Below are 20,892 nucleotides of genomic sequence, written 5' to 3'. Positions count from 1 at the left end.
ATTAAGAAGATTTATACTCATTGAAAACTTAGCAAGACTCAGCACAAACGAAGGAGAGTTTCCTCTTCTCATTTGATATCATTAGACTCTTATTCTTTTATTATTTTTGCTTTATCCAATTCAATTTATAGATAATATCTTTGACAAGATGCAGGTAATAAACTCAATATAAAACGCCTTTCTTCTGTTAAATTGACAATTTGTTCAACTCCGTTTAAAATCACATAATGAATACCTTGAAAACATTGAAATATCCACCTCAAAGTCGGACGCAATGTTACTTTCCCTACTTGATTATTTATTCCTTTTTTGACTCTTTTTAAACAATTTCTTAATTCTCTTTGCCCCAAGTTATAAATCAACAAACACAAAGACATTAAAAATAACATTGTTTCTATTCTTTCTGGTTTTTCAACGAAGAAACTATCAGTAAAAAATAAGGGATCTTTCAAAAATCGAAATCCTCTTTCCGTAGATTGCTGGTTTTTATAAGTTATCAGAATTTCACTAGCTTCTAATTTATTTTCCTCTACTAAGTTAGTTGCTAAAATAAATTTTCCTGCTTCTTTAGTCTTTCTACTTATCTCTTCATCTTTTTTGATGATCAGACTAATCATTTTATAAATCTTTTCCTTTTTTTTCGAGTAAGTTTCAGTCAGTTCAACTTCTTTTATTTCCAACAATCTCAATTTTTTATTAATAGCTTTTAATTTATATCGAGCAGCTTGAGGATGTTCAAATTCTTCAGATTGTATTTCTTTAAGAAATTTTTGGGATTTCTTCTCTTCTTGGGAAAGTTGTTTTTCTAGTTTTTCCAAATCACTTTTCTGTCTTTTTTCACTCAAGACTATTAACCAAGTTTGCTTGATTCCACCATAAGTAACAATTTCTTCTTTCCAGGTATAACTTTCTAAATTTAGGTCACTTCTTTTTTCTTTATCTTCATCTTTTACTTCTTCCACCTCTATATTTTGCACTAATTCTTTTGCTTTTTTTATGGTCATTGGAACTCTCGTTATCCATTTTAAATGTTGGATTAGTTGGAGATTTTCTTGACCATATAAAGCACTATCACAAACCATGATACTATCAAACTTTATTTGCTTTTTGAATTCTACTAAAACTTTTCCAAATACAGATTTATCAGATTCATTTCCATCTCCTACTCTCACAAATAATGGAATATCTCCATCTTGGCTTGTTATTAAATCCAAGACACATTGTTTTAAGTCTGGTCTATGATCCCGAGAATATCCTTTCTTAATAAAAATTGGTCTTTCTTTAATAATTTTTTCTTCTTCCTGTTTCTCTTTATCTTCTTCCCTTTTATATTCTCCATCTAAATGAAATGATGTGGAATCTAAATGGGAGTATTTAAGGTCTATTTTAAATTTTTTAATTACTTCTAAAACTACTTCAATAAAAATATCATTTAGTCCATATTTATATAATTCATCCATTACTCTCCCAATTTTATCATCATTAAGGTAATCAGGTTTAATTCTTTCTCCTAACAATTTCTCAATAGCTTTATCTTGAAAAAACTGACTGAATAAATATAGAGGTCTTGAAACAAATCCTAGTCCATTGATTAAAATAGACTTAACTACTGTACCTGCTGAGATTTTTTCTCTAACATCTATTCCTAATTTATTATTAATTATTTTGACTATTCCTATTTCATCAATTAAACCAGCTACTATCCCTAAATGGTCTAAATTTTTAACTTGTATTTCTTCTAAATAAGACATTTTTCGCTCTTTTTTTACAGAGGAAACAACTTAAACAATTATCCCACTTTTTTGTCTTCAAGGGCTTAAGCAATTATACTTAATTATTAACCCCAGGCTTGTAGTATTTAATGCTACTTTTTGAAGTGCGGAATCTGGGATATAACATTATACGCTCAAGGCTCATAGGGGGGAACTATTGTGGATCAACAAAAAATACTGGGTTATTTCATTGAGGAAGCCAAAGAACATCTAGAAACCCTGGAAACGGGACTGTTAGAACTATCTGCTGTGGTAGAAGATCAAGAACGACTTAACGAGATGTTTCGGGCGGCACATTCAATTAAAGGGGGAGCCGCCATGTTAGGTTATAGTAGTATTCAAAAAATTGCTCACCGCTTAGAAGATTCTTTTAAAATTCTCAGAGAAAATAAGATTACTACGGATCAAAAGTTAGAATCTTTATTCTTAAAGGGATACGATGTTTTACAGAGTCTAATTGAAAAACTCCAAGGAACTTTTGGACTCAACCCAGAGGAAGCGAATAAAATTGTTGAGGAAGCAGAACCTTTTTTTAAAGAACTTCAAGCCTATTTGACCAAAATTCTGGATAACGAAGACAGTTCTAGTAATGAAGATGTTTTTGCTCAGGTAAGAGCATTATTGACCGAAATGTTATCCCTGTTTCAGAAAAAAGCAAACACAAAAAGTCGCCAAAGTCTCCAAAAATTATGTGGTCAGTTAGGTCAACTTTTCCCAAAGGTTAAAAGTTGGCAAGATTTAACCCAAACTGCCTCATCAGCTATTGGCAACCCTCAACATTCCTACGCTACTCTTGCCCCTGTTATTATTAAAGAATTAAAACAAAATAGCGATTATATTGAACTAAAACAAGAAAACAAAGTCAATACTGGTGACGCTTTAGAACAATTAGCTGAAGCTCAATTACCCTATATTTTAGTTAGTTTAGATCCCCATCATATTGCCGAGACGTTACGTAAAGTTTTAAATAGTCAACAGTTATCTAATTTAGCTCAAGCTTTATAGCAGAAGTCAGAAGTAGGGTGGGCATTGCCCACCTGACAGTAATTTTATACAACTTGACGACGCAAAAAAGTAATAATTTCTTCGCTAACTTCTTTGGGCCAGTGTTCTTGAGGATAATGTTTCGCCTCATCTAATTTCACCATCTCAATATTAGAAGCGTTAGCTGTCAATTTTTCAGGAATATCCGCCGATAACCAGGGATCGGCCATACCCCAAAGCATCAAGGTGGGAACATCCCAAGCAGAAAACCCCTTTTCTATGTCTTTCATGGTTTGAGATAGTTTGAGATTTTTCGTGGTGGTTAACAAAGCTCGTCCCACCGCGGAACTTTTTAGATAGGGTTTTCGAAAAATATCTAAATCTTGGTCTTCGATGACAAAACCACTGCCTTTTTCCAGGGTACGATCCACCAATAAGGGATCTTGAGTCACCATATCCCCCACAAAGGGAATAGTCCATTGCTGCATTAACCAAGGGAGTTTAATCTCAGGGGATAAAGGGGTATTGAGGACAATTAAGCGATGGATGGTATGGCTATGGTTAAAAGCGTATTGGATGGCTACAGAAGCCAAAAACCCTTGCACAACTAAAGATACCTGATCTAGTTTTAACCCTGCGAGAAACTCACCTAACGCCTTCTCATAAGCATCTGAGGTATAGGGGAAGTCCCTTTTATCTGGTTTAGCAGAAAACCCCGAACCGATCCAGTCAGGGGCCATGGCCCGAAACCCCTGCTCTCCTAAATTATCCATCACCCTGCGCCAAATATAACTATGACTGGGCAAACCATGAAGCAAAACCACTGGGGGTTTATTGTTGGGGTTATTGGGGGTAACTTCCCGATAAAACCATTCTAAGGAACCAATCGTGATTGTGTGTTCTGTGATCATATCTGTTGAATTGTCTTTTCTGCCTAAAGTGTATACATTTAGAGGAGAACTTATAAGATGGACAATAGCCGAAGGTTACTAACCCTTGACCGATACTTAACATCGTCAGTTGCGTTAACCTAATTAGGGAAACCCATTTAATCACGAACTTAGTTCATAAAACAAAGGAGATAAAATAGCTTATGCAAGAGCTTGCCGTACGCTCAGAACTTGATTTTAACAGCGAAACTTATAAAGATGCTTACAGTCGCATCAACGCTATTGTCATTGAAGGAGAACAAGAAGCCTACGAAAATTACATTGATATGGGCGAACTTCTTCCAGGAGACAAGGATGAGTTAATTCGTCTCTCTAAGATGGAAAACCGTCATAAAAAAGGCTTTCAAGCTTGTGGCAAAAATCTGAAGGTTACTCCAGATATGGACTATGCTGAACGATTTTTCTCCCAACTTCATGGCAACTTTCAAACTGCTAAGGCCGAAGGCAAAATTGTGACTTGTTTATTGATTCAATCTTTGATTATCGAAGCTTTTGCGATCGCTGCTTATAATATCTATATTCCCGTGGCTGATCCCTTTGCTCGTAAAATCACGGAAAATGTAGTCAAAGATGAATACAGTCACCTCAACTTTGGGGAAGTTTGGTTAAAAGAGAATTTTGAAGCCTCTAAAGCAGAACTAGAACAAGCCAATAAAGAAAATTTACCCATTGTTTGGCAAATGCTCAACGAAGTCGAAGACGATGCCGAAATTCTAGGAATGGAAAAAGAGGCTTTAGTGGAAGACTTTATGATTAGCTATGGAGAAGCTTTAGGTAATATTGGTTTCTCTACTCGTGAGATCATGAAAATGTCCGCTCATGGATTAGCTGCTGTTTAAAACAGTACAAGATTCAAGGATAAAAACTCTTTGAAAAATATGGGATAAAACTCAGCTATTGCTAGGTCTTATCCCATATTCTTATCAATAGATAATTTATCTTTCTAAATTGTCATTCCGAGGAACGAGGAATCTCTATATTTCTGTAGAATGTTTATGAAAAAAAAGTAGAGAATTAATAATTAACTCTCTACTTACAAAAAATCCTAGTTAGCTTTTTTTCTTTTAGCTAATAAACCAGTTAAGCCAAGAGTAGCCAAAGCCATAACCATACCAGGTTCAGGAACATCCTGAGGACCACTAGGATTACCTCCGGCATCACCAGATTCTAGCAAGTTTAAGGTAACGTCTGTGGTTCCTGGAGCCATAATCTCGAATTCAATAGCGGTTAAAGCAGTAAAGTCTGCCCCCATCAACATGGCATCCCCTGGAGCGATCGTCGTCGCAATGCTGTCAAAATCATCAAACCTAAAGATCAACAAGTCAGCGATGGTATCTTCATTAAGTTCAAGAATCAACTCCGAGACAAGCTCTGTGGCTGAAGTCCCACTATAAGCTCTCATTTTGAGGAAAGTTGATCCGCCCCCGTCAGCAACATCTAAGTCAAATCCCTCCCAGATAAAGGCATTGTTCATACCCATGCCGGTTGCATCAAACCCAGGGTCTCCGATACCATCATCAAGATCAAAATCGAGTGAGATATCTTCCAACATTGCATTTGCTTGGGTTCCATCCCAGCGCACAATGGAAGTAGCAATGTTGCTAGAAAGAGGACCAGAATCATAGGTCAATACGCCAGGATTAGCACCCGCGTCAGATATCAGGTCAAAACCAGGATTTCCAGCAAGTCCAGGAGAAACAACGAGCATCTCCCGTTGACCCCCTACCACACCGGTATTAAGGGATGAAGCAAGAGGCGCTCCGAATTCTTTGTAAGATTTATTGGGATTGAGATCACAAAGACTTAAGTGGGAAGATGAGGGAAGAGTAGGGAAGTGCTGATATAGAATACGTTTCAGGGGCTAATATTCGCACCTTAATAAACGCTTTAGATTTTAGATAGATATTTGTACTTATGTTTTTGGGGTTGTAATATGGTTTTTCTGCTTTCTGGTTTGTAGTATATAGACACGAATCTATGACAGACTCGTGTAATACGAGTTTCGGTCTATGGCTGTTCAAGGTGTTTAATCTTCTCTTCTAGTAGGCGATCGCCTGATTGGAACTCGTTTTGAAGTGCGTTAAATTGTGCTTCTGCTTCGGTTCGAGGATATATTTGCCCCTTGATTTCACTAATATCTTGCTTAATCATCTCGCTGTCAGCCCTTAGCTTGGTAAGGTTCCCTTGCATTGATACGATGAGGGCAACTATTGTTATCGCTATTCCTATTAATCCGGTTCCTGCGTTGATCCATTCTGGGGTCCTTCTTTTCTGTTTAGGTTGTGGTCTGAACATACTAGTGCAGCTTGGCGAAAGTAATCTACCAGATTTTTACAGAAATTTTCGTGACTAGCCACGACAATGTGTTTCAATGAAACTAACGGAAGAATCTCGAAGTTGATGTCCATGATAAAAGCATTGCCAATTAACCTCTCCAACCTATAGAAAACAGTACTCCAACAAATAGTGAGAGGGACAACAAACCCCTATCGCCTTGTTAGACGAGCCAAGCTAATCTTAGCCGCAGCATCAGGAGAGAGCAATAGTTCGATTAGTCGAAGATTAGAATTAGACCGAGTACAAGTGCGTCAGTGGCGATCGCGATGGTTTGAGGAGAGAGAAAAACTGAGTGCCGCCGAAGAACAACAGGTAACGGAGAAAGCATTAATGGTCTTGATCAAAGGAATTTTAAGCGATCGCCCAAGACCTGGAACAACAAAATCCTTTACGGTCGAACAAGTAGTCCAGATTGTAGAGATCGCTTGTGAAGAATGTGAAAAATCAGACAGACCAGTGAGCCATTGGACACCTTCAGAGTTGGCGGATGAAGCCATAAAAAGAGGAATTGTCGAAAAGATTTCCCCCCGTAGTGTGGGGCGTTTTTTAAAAGGAAGCGACATTACAACCACATCTCGTTCGTTACTGGTTAAATGCCAAAATTGATGATCCCTTAAAATTTAAAAAGCAAGTCAAATATATCTGTGAACTTCATCAAGAAGCTAAAACTTTGTTAGAACAAGGAATTCATTTAATTAGTACAGATGAAATGACAGGGATTCAAGCTCTTGAGAGATTATTTCCGAACAAAAGAATCAAGCCTAAACAAGTAGAAAAAATCGAATTTGAATATGAAAGACACGGAACTTTAAGCTTGATTGCGAACTGGGATGTGGCAAGAGGAAAAGTTGTTAGTCCCTCTATTGGACCGACAAGAACAGAACAAGATTTTTCTGAACATATCCAGAGAACGATTAAGATTGATGAAAAAGCAGAATGGATTTTTATTGTAGATAAACTCAACACTCATAAATCGGAAAGCTTAGTCAAATTAGTAGCAGAAAGCTGTGGAATTACTATTGATTTGGGGAGAAAAGGAAAGGAGGGGATTTTGCAATCTATGGACAGCAGAGCAGATTTTTTATCAGATGAATCTCATCGAATTCGCTTTGTTTATATTCCCAAACATACATCGTGGCTTAATCAAATTGAGTGTTGGTTTTAGATCTTAGTCAGGCGTTTACTCAAAAGAATTACTGTCCGTTCAACTGAAGAACTATCCCAAAAAATTCTCAATTTTATTGATTACTTTAATCAACATTTTGCTAAGCCGTTCGTTTGGAAATTTAAGGGCTTTAAAGATCATAAGTGACTGGTGGATTATTTTTGCTAAGCTGCACTAGTAATTTATTTAGGAATTTCTAGAATAATTTTGGCAATGGTAAAAAAAGGATTTAATCGGATGATCATAGACCTTACTATTTTACTAACAATAGTATCTGGTGCATCACTAGGAGGCTTAAGTCTATATCTTAACTCAATCCGGACTACAAACAAAATTAATGTGGATGCTATCCCAGTGTTACTGTTAGTATTCGCATTAGTATGTTCTATTTTTCTCCTGATATCAATACTAATTCGATTTCAAAGAACGCAAAAAAAAATAATTGCTGAATACCGTAGAAAAGAACAATATTTAATTGAATTATAAACCTTGTAGGGGCATAATAATATTATGCCCAATCCTTTATGATTAAGCTAGATTGTTATTATGAGAGGATGGGTAAAACACAGTGTTAAAAACCTACAATATTTATGTATATTGGTGGGTTAAGACGGATAGTTAAATACTGGTTATAATTTATATTATCCCCGTCTAACCCACCCTACGGTAGATATTACAATGAATCAACAACAAGAATTATTAAATAGAATTACTTATAAACCTCAACAATGTGGAGGAAAACCTTGTATTCGTTGTATGAGAATTAGGGTAACAGATATCTTAGAAATGTTAGCTTTGAATGTAGAAGTATCAGAAATATTAGCTGATTTTCCTGACTTAGAAGCTGAAGATATTCAAGCTTGTTTATTATTAGCAGCATAATATATCAAGATCTGTTTAACACTGTTAAAGCCCTACGGAATTATTTATAATGTCAAGGTTTGGTTGTAAAAATTAATATTTTTACAACCAAATTGATTCTAAATCTAAGACAAAATTAGGTAATATATCTTCCCCTGATAAAGTTGTGGGATTATCTAATATTTCTACTTCTTTTCCTTGTCTATAAATTTCTACTTGTTTAGCTTTTGGATTAATTAACCATCCTAACTTTGTGCCATTTTCTAGATACTCTTTCATCTTATTTTGTAACGTCTTTAAACTATCACTAGGAGAACGTAATTCAATAACAAAATCAGGACATAAAGGTAAGAACTTTTGACGTTGTTGAGGGGTTAAATTATTCCATTTTTCTAGAGGTATCCAAGACGCATCAGGGGATCTATCTGCCTTATTTGGTAATGTAAAACCTCCAGAAGAATCAAAAGTAACACCTAATTTATTTTTAAGATTCCAGGCGTAAAGTTGATAATTGATTGAACTATTTCTGTTGCTTGTTTTTCCTCCTGTGGGTGGCATAATTAATATATCTCCATTGCTATTTCTTTCAAAACTTAAATCACGATTATCTTGACAGAGTTGAAAAAATTGTTCATCTGTCATCTGCAAAGAATCACAGTTTATTTCTAGAGGATTAATCATATTTTTTTACCTCAATAATTAAGCTCTAATCTCATTTTACCAAATTAATTCTAAATCTAACACAAAATCAGGTAGCAGATCTTCCCCTGATAATGTTGTAGGATTATCTAATATTTCAACTTCTTTTCCTTGTCGATAAATTTCTACTTGTTTAGCTTTTGGATTAATTAACCATCCTAACTTTGTCCCATTTTCTAAATACTCTTTCATCTTATTTTGTAACGTCTTTAAACTATCACTAGGAGAACGTAATTCAATAACAAAATCAGGACATAAAGGTAAGAACTTTTGACGCTGTTGAGGAGTTAAATTATTCCATTTTTCTAGAGGTATCCAAGACGCATCAGGGGATCTATCCGAACCATTTGATAGCTTAAAACCTGTGGATGAATCAAATGCAATCCCTCTCTGATTTGTATCTGTCCAATTAGCAAGTTTTTGTATAATTTTTAGATTTCGATGTCCTGTTTCTCCTCCAGTGGGTGGCATAATTAATATATCTCCATTACTATTTCTTTCAAACCTTAAATCACGATTATCTTGACAGAGTTGAAAAAATTGTTCATCTGTCATCTGCAAAGAATCACAGTTTATTTCTAGAGGATTAATCATATTTTTTTACCTCAATAATTAAGCTCTAATTTTATTCTACCAAATTAATTCTAAATCTAACACAAAATCAGGTAATACATCTTCCCCTGATAATGTTGTGGGATTATCTAATATTTCTACTTCTTTTCCTTGTCGATAAATTTCTACTTGTTTAGCTTTTGGATTAATTAACCATCCTAACTTTGTCCCATTTTCTAGATACTCTTTCATCTTATTTTGTAACGTCTTTAAACTATCACTAGGAGAACGTAATTCAATGACAAAATCAGGACATAAAGGTAAGAATTTTTGACGCTGTTGAGGAGTTAAATTATTCCATTTTTTTAGAGGTATCCAAGACGCATCAGGGGATCTATCTGCCTTATTTGGTAACTTAAAACCTGTAGATGAATCAAAAGTAATACCTAATTTATTTTGAAGATTCCAGGCGTAAAGTTGATAATTTATTGAACTATTTCGATTACCTGTTTCTCCTCCAGTTGGTGACATAATTAATATATCTCCATTGCTATTTCTTTCAAACCTTAAATCACGATTATCTTGACAGAGTTGAAAAAATTGTTCATCTGTCATCTGCAAAGAATCGCAGTTTATTTCTAGAGGATTAATCATATTTTTTTACCTCAATAATTAAGCTCTAATTTTATTCTACCAAATTAATTCTAAATCTAACACAAAATCAGGTAATACATCTTCCCCTGATAATGTTGTGGGATTATCTAATATTTCTACTTCTTTTCCTTGTCGATAAATTTCTACTTGTTTAGCTTTTGGATTAATTAACCATCCTAACTTTGTCCCATTTTCTAGATACTCTTTCATCTTATTTTGTAACGTCTTTAAACTATCACTAGGAGAACGTAATTCAATGACAAAATCAGGACATAAAGGTAAGAATTTTTGACGCTGTTGAGGAGTTAAATTATTCCATTTTTCTAGAGGTATCCAAGACGCATCAGGGGATCTATCTGCCTTATTTGGGAGTGTAAACCCTGCTGATGAATCAAAAGCAATCCCTAATTTACTTTGGCGACTCCATGCTTGAACTTGATAAGAGATTTCAATATTACGGTTGCTTGTTTCTCCTCCAGTTGGTGGCATAATTAATATATCTCCATTACTATTTCTTTCAAACCTTAAATCACGATTGTCTTGACACAGTTGAAAAAATTGCTCATCTGTCATCTGCAAAGAATCACAGTTGATTTCTAGAGGATTAATCATATTTTTTTACCTCAATAATTAAGCTCTAATTTTATTTTACCAAATAAATCATCAATTTAACACTATTAGATATTTAAGATACCTAACTAACTAAATTTATTTTTGATCCTTGATTAGTTTTATATACTTCAATACGATGTTGAAAAGCTTCTTGAAATCGGGGCATATGGGTGACAGCTAAAATACAAGAAAAGTCAGAAGAAATAGCATTAATGGCTGCAATTAAACGTTCACATCCCTCTGTATCTTGGGTTCCAAAACCTTCGTCAATAATTAACATTTGTAATGTAGTTCCGGCACGTTGTGCCAATAATTTAGCTAATGCTAAACGCACAGAAAAGTTAATCCTAAAAGCTTCACCTCCTGAGTAAGTTTCATAAGCACGACTGCCTTTTGTATCAGAAATAATAATATCTAATGTATCGATCATCTTGGCAGATTTTTTCCTAGAACTGCCACTTTTTCCTGCACGTTGTGTCACAAATCTAATATGAAATTGATTACCTGTTAATCGTGATAGGATTTGATTTGTTTCTGCTTCTAATTGTGGTAAAACATTTTCTATCATTAATAATTGAATGCCGTTTTTACTGAAAGCTTTGGTTAATTCTGTATAAACTCTATATTGTTTACGAACCTGATTATATTGTTCTTTTTGTTCTTCTTGGTCTTTTTTTAAGCTTTCCAGTTGAGATAAAGATTGTTCTATTCTTCCTTTTTCAGCGAGTAAATTATCTAATATTTGTCTTTGTTCTTTTAGTTTTGTTTCTAATCTTTCAATCTCTTCTGTATGATCTTCAATTGTTTCTAATTGAGTTGATAATTGTTGTATAAACTTGTCTGTATCTTTTCGTTCTTCTTGATTATTATTAATCTTCAATTTAACAGCTTCTAACTGTTCTTTTAATTGAGGATATTGTTGTTTGATATCTTGCAATTTTTGGTAATCAACTACACAAGATTGAGATTTGCGAATATAACTAGAAATTCTTTGATGATAAGCTCTATCATAGTTTAAACTCTTTAATTTATTTTCTATATTATTACTTTTATGTTTTAATTCTGAATCTGTTTCTAGTTTTGTTATCTCCTTTTCTAACTGTTCAATTTTAGTGATAATTTCTGATTTTTGTTGAGCTATTTTCTTTTGATTACGAATAGCATCTTCTATTCTAGCTTGTTTAATTTCTGCCCATCTTAACCGATCAACTTCCCCCCTAGCTAACCCATGACTTTGTTCATCATAATTCAGTTCTTCTAGTCTTTTATTAATGATTTTAATATCATTTTGTATATCCATACCATAGGTTTCTGTTGCGATTAAGTTTTCAATAGATTCTTTTTCTTTTTGTAGTTTTTTTGACTTAATTTTTACCTCTCCTGCTTGATCAAGTTGTGCTTCTATTCGGGAAAATTCTTGTTGAATACTTCCCAAATTTTTCAGCTTATTTTCTAATTGTTTATCTTCAATATTTAATGATTTAATATCCCGCTTAATAACAGATAGTTCCTCTTGTAAAAACCAAATCTGTTCTTGCAGTTTCTGCTGTTGCTGATAAGTCTTATCAACAACATTATTACGGCGATTTTCATCTAATTCTTGCTCACATAAAGGACAAGCAGAGTCTGGATTATTTAATAGGTTTATTTTTTGCTGTAATTCTTCTATTTTTTCTGTATTGTTGCGTTTATTAACTATTAATTTTTCTTGTGTCAATTTTCTTTCTTGAGCTTTTTCTTTAACCCTTTGCTGATAAACTTTTTGATTGTCAATTTCTTGTATCTTATCATCTAACTCTAAAAGATGTTGCCGTCTTTCAGGAATTTTCTTCAATTCTTGATGATACTGAGTGTCTAAACTTTCAAATTGTTCCAATTTTGCTTCTAAATTAGCTTTTATTTTTTCTAATTCTGTTTCTAAAGTTTGTTTTTGTTTCAACAAGGGGGTAACTTTATGTTGTAGTTTATCTAATTCTTTCAAACGTTTACGATGATCATTTAACTTTCCTACTGCTTCCTTAATTTCCTCAGATTGAGCAATTATTTTTTGTAAGTCTTTTTCATTGTCTTCTAACTGTTCTAAACGGTTTTTTTCTTGGCGAATTTGTAATTGTAACTGATTATTTTTTCTGAAAATTTCTTGTTCTATTTTTTGTTTTTCCTGTTGAAGTTCCTGTGAAACTTGGAATTGATAGGATAAGGTTTCTTCTTGTTTTTGTAATATTAATAACTCTTCGTATTTTTCAGTAATTTCCTGTTCTTGATTAATCAGAGTTTCTGACTTATTAATCTTATGAACTAATTCAGCCGATTCTTTATCTAATTTATGTGCTTCTTTCTCTAAATTATCTTGTTTATTTTGATGCCATGTAAATTGTTCTAACCAAGCTTGACGATGACTATTTTTTTGTTTAATTGTTTGTAATTTTTCTTGATCTGTTTGTTGTGATTTTTGTATTTTGTCAATTTCTTGATTAATAAATTTTTGCTGATTATTAATATTCTTTCTTTCTTCTATCTGTTGTTTAACTCTATCTAAGTTTAATTTGAGTTGTTCAGATTGCCCTTTATATTGTTTCGATAAATCTTTGGCTTTTTCTGCTAAATGTTGATACTGTTCTAATTTTAATAATTCTGCCAAAACTTTTTTTCTATCTGTTGCCCCCCGTAACATAAATTCATCAGCCCTTCCTTGACGTAAATAGGCTGAATTAATAAAAGTATCATAATCTAATTTCAAGGTAGCAATAATAATATCCTGAGTCGCCCTAACCCCTTTACCACTCAAAGAAATAAACTCATCACCACTATTAATTTGAAAGTCTAAAGTATTACTTTTACCTCTTTGACGACTACGAATAATCTTATAACTTTGTTCATAACAAATAAACTCGAAATCAACCCTAACATAGTCTGCCGTAGTGTGAATTATATCTTCATCCGTAGCGGTTCGACTTTTTCCCCAAATAACCCAAGTTATCGCTTCTAATAATGATGATTTTCCTGCACCATTTGCCCCACAAATACAAGCAGTATGTAACCCCCGAAAATCAAGGATTATATCTCTATAACTCAAAAAGTTTTTTAGGGTAAGTTGCAAAGGAATCATAGCAAAAAATTCGTAAAAAAGCGAAGGTGCGCAGATATAGTTATCCAGTGTAACGAGAAAAGTTTGAGAACTCCTAGAGGATGTCTGCAAACTGTTACAATTATTGATAATTTACAAAAGATTGAAGATCATCTCTAAGGTTGGTGCCGGAATCATTTCACCTCGAAAGTCCAGTAATTGAACGATAACTAAATAAGCAACTGCTAGAAAGATAGAAATTACGCCGGTAATAACAGCAACAATTTTACCTTGATTCATGTTTGATTCTTCTCCTGTTAAACTATTTAATTATCTATTATAGTCCCTGACTTGATCCAGATACAGAATAAGGTTATGCGATCGCTTGAGAGGAAGCCCCTAAATGATAAAATAAGAGAATTGTTAGTGATTGAATGAGACAATGACTGATACAATCTTTGGTAAGATTATTCGGCGAGAAATACCAGCCAATATCGTCTATGAGGATGATTTATGCTTAGCTTTTACTGATGTTAACCCTCAAGCTCCCACCCATATTTTAGTTATCCCTAAAAAACCTATCCCGAAACTAGAAGAAGCGCAAGAAGATGATCAAAACCTCTTAGGACATCTTTTAGTCACTGTGAAAAAAGTTGCCCAACAAGCAGGGTTAAACAATGGTTACCGCGTGGTTATTAACAATGGAAATGATGGAGGACAGACTGTGGATCATCTTCATTTACATATTTTAGGAGGTCGTTCCTTATCCTGGCCCCCTGGTTAAAAAAGTAGGGGTCAACGGCCGTTGACCCCTACCTATCTTATAAGTCGAATTAATTAATAAAAAGCGTCTAAGTCAATCGCTTTTGAGCCGCCTTCTTTTAACTGTTTTAATACGCTTGCTAGTTGAATCCATACTAAAGCAGCAATAAAAATAGTCATGGGTAAAGACAGGCCATAAGATAGCCAACGGTTAAGAATAAAAATCTCTAATCCCGAAGAGAGAAATACGCAAATACCAACACAAATACCAAAAAAAGGTAACTGTAATCCAGAACCTTTCAGCATTTGATCGGCTGGCTTATTCAACATGGCTTTAACTTGAGACTTTAGGGTAGCTTCAAAGGCTAAACCACAGGTGAGACCGATGAATAAACCGGCAAAGATTAGGAAATAAGGAGGCTGAGGTAAATAGTACATGAAAAACCTGAATGAATAATAGGTTAATTGAAATCGGCTTTGGGAAGAATGGCAGCAACTCCTACACTAGAGAATTGTTGAAACGCCTTCACAGCAACACCAAATAATTGTTGGGGTTGAAGATCGTCACTAATTAACGCCCAAATACGTTGTACTTCTTCGGTGTGTAAGCGATCGTCTTCTGTCAAGGCTAACAATAATTGATGACGTAAATATCTTCCTTCATCAGATAACAAATATTGTAATCCTAATTGTGCCGTTGGCAAGAGATCAAATTGTCCATCAGAACGGGCAATATTGATCATGTTTTCTAATCGTTGCCACTGGAACTTCTCATCTTTGAACAACACTTCTAAGAGTCGTCTTCTCAGTTGTGCCGATTCTCCGGTTAGTAACCGTCTGGCAACATAAGGATAGGCCACCTCCACAATTTTGAACTCAGAATCAAGACTGAGGGCTAATCCTTCCTGGGTAATTAGTGAGCGAATAATTAGGGCAAATTTGGCCGGAACTCGGAAGGGATATTCATACATCAATTCCGAAAAATCGTCGGTGATGGTTTTGAAGTTAAAATCTCCCACACTTTGACCGATCGCATTGCCTAGAACCCTTTCTAATGCCGGAATAATGGGGTCAATATCGGTATCAGGGGTCAAAAAACCTAACTGTACAAAATCTCTCGCTAAGGCATTATAATCTTGATTGATTAACTGCACAACGGAACTGGCAATGGTTTCTTTGGTATTTTCCTCTAACTGATCCATCATGCCAAAATCAATAAAGGCCATGCGCCCATCGAGGGTAGCAAATAGGTTGCCAGGGTGGGGATCAGCATGGAAAAATCCGTGTTCCAACAGTTGTCTTAACCCAGATGTTACACCAATTCTCACGATCGCATAGGGGTCTAATCCTGCTGCGATAATTTTGTCGGGATCTGTCAATTTGTAACCCTGTATCCACTCTAAGGTTAAGATGCGATCGCTACTGTAAGACCAGTAAATAACCGGAACTTTAACGTCATCATCTTCTCGGAAGTTGGCCGCAAATTTCTCGGCGTTTCTGCCTTCGTTAACGTAGTCGATTTCTTCAAACAATTTAACCCCAAATTCGTCAATAATCAGGGTTAAATCGTGACCTAAATTTAGGGGTAAGAAGCGACCAAACTGACAAGCTGCCCAACGCATTAGGAAAAGGTCACGGGTTAAAATGGGTCTGAGTTTGGGTCGTTGTACTTTAACCGCCACTTCTTCCCCTGTGTGTAGCACTGCGCGGTAAACCTGTCCTAAACTGGCTGCTGCTACGGGATCGGGGGAAATTTCTCGATAGGCTTGAGTGATGCTAATACCTAGAGATTTCTCTATAATAGAAAAAGCAATTTTGTTATCGAAAGGTGGCAGTTGGTCCTGGAGTTTAATCAGTTCTTCTAGAAAATCAGGACGAATTAGGTCAGGACGGGTTGATAATGCCTGTCCAACTTTAATGAAAGTTGGTCCTAAACAGGTCAAAATCAGCCTTAGTTTGGTGGCGCATTTTTGTTTGTTGTCTTGATCGGGATTGAACCAGTTATCCCATTGTAGATGGAGCAAAAACCAGCCGAAAGACCAAATAATAGTTGCGGCTCGTTGGATCACTTCCCAAGGACGTGAACGATAATAACGGGCGATCTCAGCAGCATCATAGCGTTTTTGCTGTTGAATGTTGGGACTGGGGTAATGAGATTCGGTTGTTTGCGAAGTCACAAGCGTCTACTAATTGCCTCTGAACTCAAAAGTAAGGAAAAAATGAAATTTTAGTTTGATATAAAAAAAATATGACTATCTTAAAGCTATATTATCCCTGATTTTTCTCTTTTCCGCAACATTTCTTAATCGATAACCGAATGTAATTCTTGGGGGTTAAGATTGCTATGAATTACTTTACCATCCCGAAACCAAATAACTCGACGAGAATGGCGAGCTACTGCTGACTCGTGGGTAACAACTACCACAGTAATACCTGCTTGATAGAGGCTTTCAAAAATGTCTAAAACTTCCTCAGTGGTTTTGGAGTCTAAGGCTCCCGTAGGTTCATCAGCCAGGAGCAGCACAGGCTCATTGACGATCGCTCTGGCGATGGCCACCCGTTGTTGTTGTCCCCCTGAAAGTTGATTGGGCCTGTTGTTAACTCTATTACCTAAACCTACCCTTTCCAAAGCTTCTAGGGCGCGTTTCCGCCGTTCGGATGGAGACACCTCAGCATAAATCATTGGCAGAATAACGTTTTCCAAGGCAGTCATTTGCGGTAAAAGGTGGAATTGTTGAAAAACAAAACCAATTTTACGGTTACGGATACCGGCTAGGTGGGAATCAGGCAGTTGAGACACATCTATCCCATCCAAATGATATTGTCCAGAAGAGGGGCGGTCAAGACAACCAATGATATTCATCATCGTTGACTTTCCTGAGCCTGACGCTCCCGTAATAGTGCAGTATTCTCCCTTTTCGATAGTTAGCTCAATGTTGTCTAAGGCTTTGACTTTGGTATTCTCACTTCCATAGATTTTTGTAATTTCTTCTAGACTAACAATTATGGAATGGTCAGAATCAGATTGATGGGTTGGATGTAAATTTTCGCTTAAAGAGGGACTATCGCCGATCATGATCTGTCTAACCAATATATGTACTTTATATTAAGTATAGTCCATGCAACTGCTTCAGTCAGAGCAGGAATTCCTTTGAAAATAAGCTATGGTAGAGGAGAAAGATTTTAGCTGAAATTGTCAAAAAAAGTCACCAAAATAAACCATTGAGGAGGATTTATGCGTGCAGTGCTAATGGCTGGTGGATCGGGAACTCGGCTACGTCCATTGACCTGCGATTTACCTAAACCGATGGTACCGATATTAAATCGCCCCATTGCAGAACATATTATTAATTTACTGAGACGAAATAACATAACAGAAATTATCGCCACTTTATATTATCTTCCCGATGTCATGCGGGATTATTTTCAAGATGGCAGAGAGTTTGGAGTGGAAATAACCTACGCTGTGGAGGATGAACAACCACTAGGAACCGCAGGTTGTGTAAAAAACGTTGAGGATCTGCTACAGAACACCTTTTTGGTCATTAGTGGCGATAGTATCACCGATTTTGACCTCCAAGCTGCGATCGCCTTTCATCGTCAAAAAAAATCTAAGGCCACCCTCGTCCTTACCCGTGTCCCTAACCCTATGGAGTTTGGGGTGGTTATCACGGACCAAGAGCAAAAAATTAGTCGTTTTCTAGAAAAACCCTCCTCCAGCGAAATTTTTTCCGACACAGTTAACACAGGTACCTACATTTTAGAACCGGAGGTGCTTGAATACCTTCCACTAAAGCAAGAAAGCGACTTTTCCAAGGATTTATTTCCCCTTCTCCTTGCCAAAGGAGAACCCATGTATGGTTATATTGCCGAAGGATACTGGTGCGATGTCGGACATCTAGATGCTTATCGAGAAGCGCAGTACGATGCTTTAGAAAAAAAAGTTAAACTTTATTTTGCCTATACTGAAGAGTCTCCTGGGATCTGGTTGGGACAAAATACTTATATTGATCCCACGGCCAGAATTGAACCTCCTGCACTGATTGGTGATAACTGTCGGATTGGCTCTGGGGTGGTGATTGAACAAGGCTGTGTCATCGGTGATAACGTCACCATCGGAGCAGTTTCTGACTTAAAACGACCGATTATTTGGAATGGTGTTACCATTGGCGATGAATCCTACTTAGCCGCCTGTGTTATTGCTAGAGGAACCCGTCTTGACCGTCGGGCCCAAGTATTAGAAGGGGCAATTATTGGACCTTTGTCTATTGTGGGAGAAGAAGCACAAATTAGCTCGAATGTACGAGTTTGGCCGAGTAAACGCATCGAATCGGGAGCCATCTTGAATATTAACCTAATTTGGGGTAGCACAGCCAATCGCAATTTGTTTGGTCAACGGGGTGTGACAGGATTGGCTAATATCGATATTACCCCGGAATTTGCTGTGAAATTGGGTGCCGCTTATGGATCAACCCTCAAAGCAGGATCACAAGTGGTGGTGTCAAGGGATCAACGGGGTTTTTCTCGCATGATTAGTCGTTCCTTGATTTCTGGGTTGATGTCGGTGGGTATCGATATCCAAAACCTCGAAGCCACGGCTATACCTATTTCCCGTACCATGACCCCCAAGTTAGGGGTATCCGGTGGGGTTCATTTACGGGCCCATCCCGATCGCATGGATCACATTTTAATCGAATTTTTTGACGACGAAGGTATTAATATTTCTAAGTCCCAAGAAAAGAAAATTGAAGGGGCTTATTTTAAAGAAGATTTACGACGGGTTGGTATTGCTGATATTGGCATTATGGCCTATCCTGCACAAATCATTGAAACCTATCGCCAAACTTTTGAAACCCAACTGGATCTTGACAGCATTAGTAACAGTGAACCCAAAATTGTCATTGACTACGCTTATGGGGTGTCAGGAGCGATTTTACCGCAACTTCTCACTAAATTTGGCTGTGATGCCATTGTCCTCAACGCTAGTCTCCGTCAAACTTCGGTTCCCACTGAGGAACGAGAGTCCTTACTCCATCAACTGGGCCAGGTGGTTGAAGCCGTAAAAGCGAATTTAGGGGCCCAGGTTTCTGCTAATGGAGAACAGTTTATCCTAGTAGATGAATCTGGCTTACCCATCCGAGGAGAATGGTTAACGGCTTTGATGGTGAATACTATTTTTACTGCTTATCCCCGTAGTATTGTGGTGGTTCCAGTGGAAGCATCCAGCGCGGTTGAACAAATTGCCCGTCGTCACGATGGTAGAGTGATTCGCACTAAATCTAACCCCACTGCCTTGATGGAAGCGGCACAAGCTAATTCTAACGTTTCTTTGGGGGGAAGTGGAGACACCGGCTTTATCTTTCCCCAGTTACATCCTGGGTTCGATGCCATGTTTAGTTTAGCGAAATTATTGGAAATGTTGGCTACTCAAGGGCGATCGCTGGTACAAATTCAGGCAGAATTACCTCGTATTTGTCATAAATCCTACGTTTTACGCTGTCCTTGGAAGATTAAAGGGGCTTTAATGCGTTATTTAGTAGAAATTCATCATCATGAACAACTCGAATTAATCGATGGGGTCAAAATTATTAATCCCCAAAATGATAACTGGGTCTTAATTTTACCCGACGCAGGAGACGCTTTTGTTCATATTGTCGCTAATAGCGATGATCGAGAATGGGTAGATGTTACTCTTAGAGAGTATCGTCATAAAGTACAAAAATTTATAGAACATGAGCAAGACAATTTGAATAGTATGTAGCAGTGTCAATCAAACCCAATTTTCCTCATCTTCATCATTAGGATCTTGAGAGGGTTTATAGGGAGGGGTGATAATACGATACTGAGCGTCATAAACATCCCGACTCGGTTGAGAAGATGAGGGCTGTTTTTTCGGTTTAGGAGAGTCTGGAGATGGTTGAGACGAGATGCGATCGCTTAATTCTCTATAGGTATAGGAGTATACTGTTCCTTCTTGAGATACAGCCTTGGGGGGCTTTTTCACCTCAAACTCTGAGTCTGTATCTTTAATGCTAGAGGGTTGACGGGGAATGGTGTTTTCTGTGGGAGGTTCTTCAATATCCCACTCATCTTCCTCTTCTTCTGTGCTATTTTCCCATTCTGGCGGTGGAGAGGTTTCCCAATCAGATTTTTGAGGTTCGGGCCTAGAATATGGGGTTTCAGGGAGTTCTGGAGTAGGAGGACGACGGTTACGAGGTGGTTTGGATGAAAAAGCAACAGGCGATCGCCTCAAAAATTGAATCAAGGCACTGGTAATGATTCCTGCTAGGGTAAATAAAACTACCCAAATACCCAATGGCAGTTGCAGTGAAAATAAAGCGGTGTTGCTATCAGTTCCCAAAAAATAAAGGGTAATGGGTTGCTGATTTTGCAACACATTAATCACTGTTCCGATTAACATCAATCCTAATACAATTAACCACATAGCAATTCCTACTGCTTTATTCAACCATTATC

The 20,892-nt window shown here is 36.6% G+C and carries 19 protein-coding genes and 2 pseudogenes; 7 read left to right on the top strand and 14 right to left on the bottom strand.

The window, feature by feature from the left end; all coding sequences use genetic code 11:
• Positions 1 to 125 precede the first annotated feature (125 nt).
• Positions 126 to 1,751 carry an IS1634-like element ISCwa1 family transposase gene (locus CWATDRAFT_RS06125; RefSeq protein ID WP_007304190.1) on the bottom strand — a complete coding sequence of 542 codons (1,626 nt, stop codon included), beginning with the start codon at positions 1,749 to 1,751 and terminating at the stop codon, positions 126 to 128.
• Positions 1,752 to 1,931: 180 nt separating this feature from the next.
• On the opposite strand from CWATDRAFT_RS06125, the gene CWATDRAFT_RS06120 reads away from it, so the two are divergent.
• Positions 1,932 to 2,777 carry an Hpt domain-containing protein gene (locus CWATDRAFT_RS06120; RefSeq protein ID WP_007304189.1) on the top strand — a complete coding sequence of 282 codons (846 nt, stop codon included), beginning with the start codon at positions 1,932 to 1,934 and terminating at the stop codon, positions 2,775 to 2,777.
• Positions 2,778 to 2,821: 44 nt separating this feature from the next.
• Here CWATDRAFT_RS06120 and CWATDRAFT_RS06115 read toward each other — a convergent pair whose 3' ends face one another.
• A complete protein-coding gene (locus CWATDRAFT_RS06115) occupies positions 2,822 to 3,667 on the bottom strand; it encodes an alpha/beta fold hydrolase (protein ID WP_007304188.1) in 846 nt (281 codons plus the stop codon).
• Between the two features lie 182 nt (positions 3,668 to 3,849).
• On the opposite strand from CWATDRAFT_RS06115, the gene CWATDRAFT_RS06110 reads away from it, so the two are divergent.
• The gene (locus tag CWATDRAFT_RS06110; protein ID WP_007304187.1) at positions 3,850 to 4,545 is read left to right on the top strand and encodes an aldehyde oxygenase (deformylating); all 696 of its coding nucleotides are present in this window, start codon (positions 3,850 to 3,852) and stop codon (positions 4,543 to 4,545) included.
• Positions 4,546 to 4,751: 206 nt separating this feature from the next.
• Here CWATDRAFT_RS06110 and CWATDRAFT_RS06105 read toward each other — a convergent pair whose 3' ends face one another.
• A complete protein-coding gene (locus CWATDRAFT_RS06105; RefSeq protein ID WP_232287020.1) occupies positions 4,752 to 5,336 on the bottom strand; it encodes a PEP-CTERM sorting domain-containing protein in 585 nt (194 codons plus the stop codon).
• 377 nt (positions 5,337 to 5,713) lie between these two features.
• Positions 5,714 to 6,001, bottom strand: coding sequence for a hypothetical protein (locus tag CWATDRAFT_RS37055; protein WP_007304185.1), 288 nt, complete (start codon positions 5,999 to 6,001; stop codon positions 5,714 to 5,716).
• Between the two features lie 66 nt (positions 6,002 to 6,067).
• On the opposite strand from CWATDRAFT_RS37055, the pseudogene CWATDRAFT_RS06095 reads away from it, so the two are divergent.
• The 3 genes and pseudogenes from CWATDRAFT_RS06095 to CWATDRAFT_RS06080 all read left to right on the top strand — a co-directional run bounded on the left by CWATDRAFT_RS06095 (position 6,068) and on the right by CWATDRAFT_RS06080 (position 8,090).
• Positions 6,068 to 6,649 (top strand): annotated as a pseudogene (locus CWATDRAFT_RS06095) (helix-turn-helix domain-containing protein).
• Positions 6,650 to 6,713: 64 nt separating this feature from the next.
• Positions 6,714 to 7,355, top strand: a pseudogene (locus CWATDRAFT_RS06090) (transposase).
• A gap of 531 nt (positions 7,356 to 7,886) precedes the next feature.
• A complete protein-coding gene (locus CWATDRAFT_RS06080; RefSeq protein ID WP_007304183.1) occupies positions 7,887 to 8,090 on the top strand; it encodes a DUF433 domain-containing protein in 204 nt (67 codons plus the stop codon).
• A gap of 81 nt (positions 8,091 to 8,171) precedes the next feature.
• Here the strand turns inward: CWATDRAFT_RS06080 and CWATDRAFT_RS06075 are convergent, their stop codons facing one another.
• The 6 genes from CWATDRAFT_RS06075 to CWATDRAFT_RS38280 form a co-directional block, all read right to left on the bottom strand.
• Positions 8,172 to 8,750, bottom strand: coding sequence for a Uma2 family endonuclease (locus tag CWATDRAFT_RS06075; protein WP_007304182.1), 579 nt, complete (start codon positions 8,748 to 8,750; stop codon positions 8,172 to 8,174).
• A 36-nt stretch (positions 8,751 to 8,786) separates the two neighbouring features.
• Positions 8,787 to 9,362 (bottom strand): Uma2 family endonuclease, encoded by a 576-nt coding sequence (locus tag CWATDRAFT_RS06070; protein WP_007304181.1) that lies wholly within the window; start codon positions 9,360 to 9,362, stop codon positions 8,787 to 8,789.
• A 36-nt stretch (positions 9,363 to 9,398) separates the two neighbouring features.
• Positions 9,399 to 9,974 carry a Uma2 family endonuclease gene (locus CWATDRAFT_RS06065; protein ID WP_007304180.1) on the bottom strand — a complete coding sequence of 192 codons (576 nt, stop codon included), beginning with the start codon at positions 9,972 to 9,974 and terminating at the stop codon, positions 9,399 to 9,401.
• A 36-nt stretch (positions 9,975 to 10,010) separates the two neighbouring features.
• Positions 10,011 to 10,586 (bottom strand): Uma2 family endonuclease, encoded by a 576-nt coding sequence (locus tag CWATDRAFT_RS06060; protein ID WP_007304179.1) that lies wholly within the window; start codon positions 10,584 to 10,586, stop codon positions 10,011 to 10,013.
• 82 nt (positions 10,587 to 10,668) lie between these two features.
• Positions 10,669 to 13,695, bottom strand: a complete 3,027-nt coding sequence (gene sbcC, locus CWATDRAFT_RS06055) for an exonuclease subunit SbcC (protein ID WP_007304178.1) — start codon at positions 13,693 to 13,695, stop codon at positions 10,669 to 10,671.
• Between the two features lie 111 nt (positions 13,696 to 13,806).
• Complete coding sequence (locus CWATDRAFT_RS38280) at positions 13,807 to 13,953, bottom strand: hypothetical protein (RefSeq protein ID WP_007309568.1); 147 nt, start codon at positions 13,951 to 13,953, stop codon at positions 13,807 to 13,809.
• Positions 13,954 to 14,095: 142 nt separating this feature from the next.
• Here CWATDRAFT_RS38280 and CWATDRAFT_RS06050 point away from each other — a divergent pair, with 142 nt between their 5' ends.
• Complete coding sequence (locus tag CWATDRAFT_RS06050) at positions 14,096 to 14,437, top strand: histidine triad nucleotide-binding protein (protein ID WP_007304177.1); 342 nt, start codon at positions 14,096 to 14,098, stop codon at positions 14,435 to 14,437.
• Positions 14,438 to 14,490: 53 nt separating this feature from the next.
• On the opposite strand, the gene CWATDRAFT_RS06045 is transcribed toward CWATDRAFT_RS06050, so the two are convergent.
• From CWATDRAFT_RS06045 to CWATDRAFT_RS06035, 3 genes are all read right to left on the bottom strand, one after another.
• Positions 14,491 to 14,853: a hypothetical protein gene (locus tag CWATDRAFT_RS06045; protein ID WP_007304176.1), complete on the bottom strand. Its 363-nt coding sequence runs from the start codon at positions 14,851 to 14,853 to the stop codon at positions 14,491 to 14,493.
• Positions 14,854 to 14,876: 23 nt separating this feature from the next.
• Positions 14,877 to 16,592, bottom strand: a complete 1,716-nt coding sequence (locus CWATDRAFT_RS06040; protein ID WP_007304175.1) for an ABC1 kinase family protein — start codon at positions 16,590 to 16,592, stop codon at positions 14,877 to 14,879.
• 125 nt (positions 16,593 to 16,717) lie between these two features.
• Positions 16,718 to 17,491 carry an ABC transporter ATP-binding protein gene (locus tag CWATDRAFT_RS06035; protein WP_007304174.1) on the bottom strand — a complete coding sequence of 258 codons (774 nt, stop codon included), beginning with the start codon at positions 17,489 to 17,491 and terminating at the stop codon, positions 16,718 to 16,720.
• 159 nt (positions 17,492 to 17,650) lie between these two features.
• Between CWATDRAFT_RS06035 and CWATDRAFT_RS06030 the strand changes: the two genes are divergently transcribed.
• On the top strand, positions 17,651 to 20,176 hold the full coding sequence (locus CWATDRAFT_RS06030; RefSeq protein WP_007304173.1) for a mannose-1-phosphate guanyltransferase: 2,526 nt from the start codon (positions 17,651 to 17,653) through the stop codon (positions 20,174 to 20,176).
• A gap of 9 nt (positions 20,177 to 20,185) precedes the next feature.
• On the opposite strand, the gene CWATDRAFT_RS06025 is transcribed toward CWATDRAFT_RS06030, so the two are convergent.
• Entirely contained in the window at positions 20,186 to 20,884 is a 699-nt protein-coding gene (locus tag CWATDRAFT_RS06025) for a LapA family protein (protein WP_007304172.1), read from the bottom strand.
• Positions 20,885 to 20,892: the final 8 nt, after the last annotated feature.

The organism is Crocosphaera watsonii WH 8501 (assembly GCF_000167195.1).
Taxonomy (GTDB): Bacteria; Cyanobacteriota; Cyanobacteriia; order Cyanobacteriales; family Microcystaceae; genus Crocosphaera; species Crocosphaera watsonii.
This window is presented reverse-complemented; position numbering and strand designations above follow the sequence as displayed.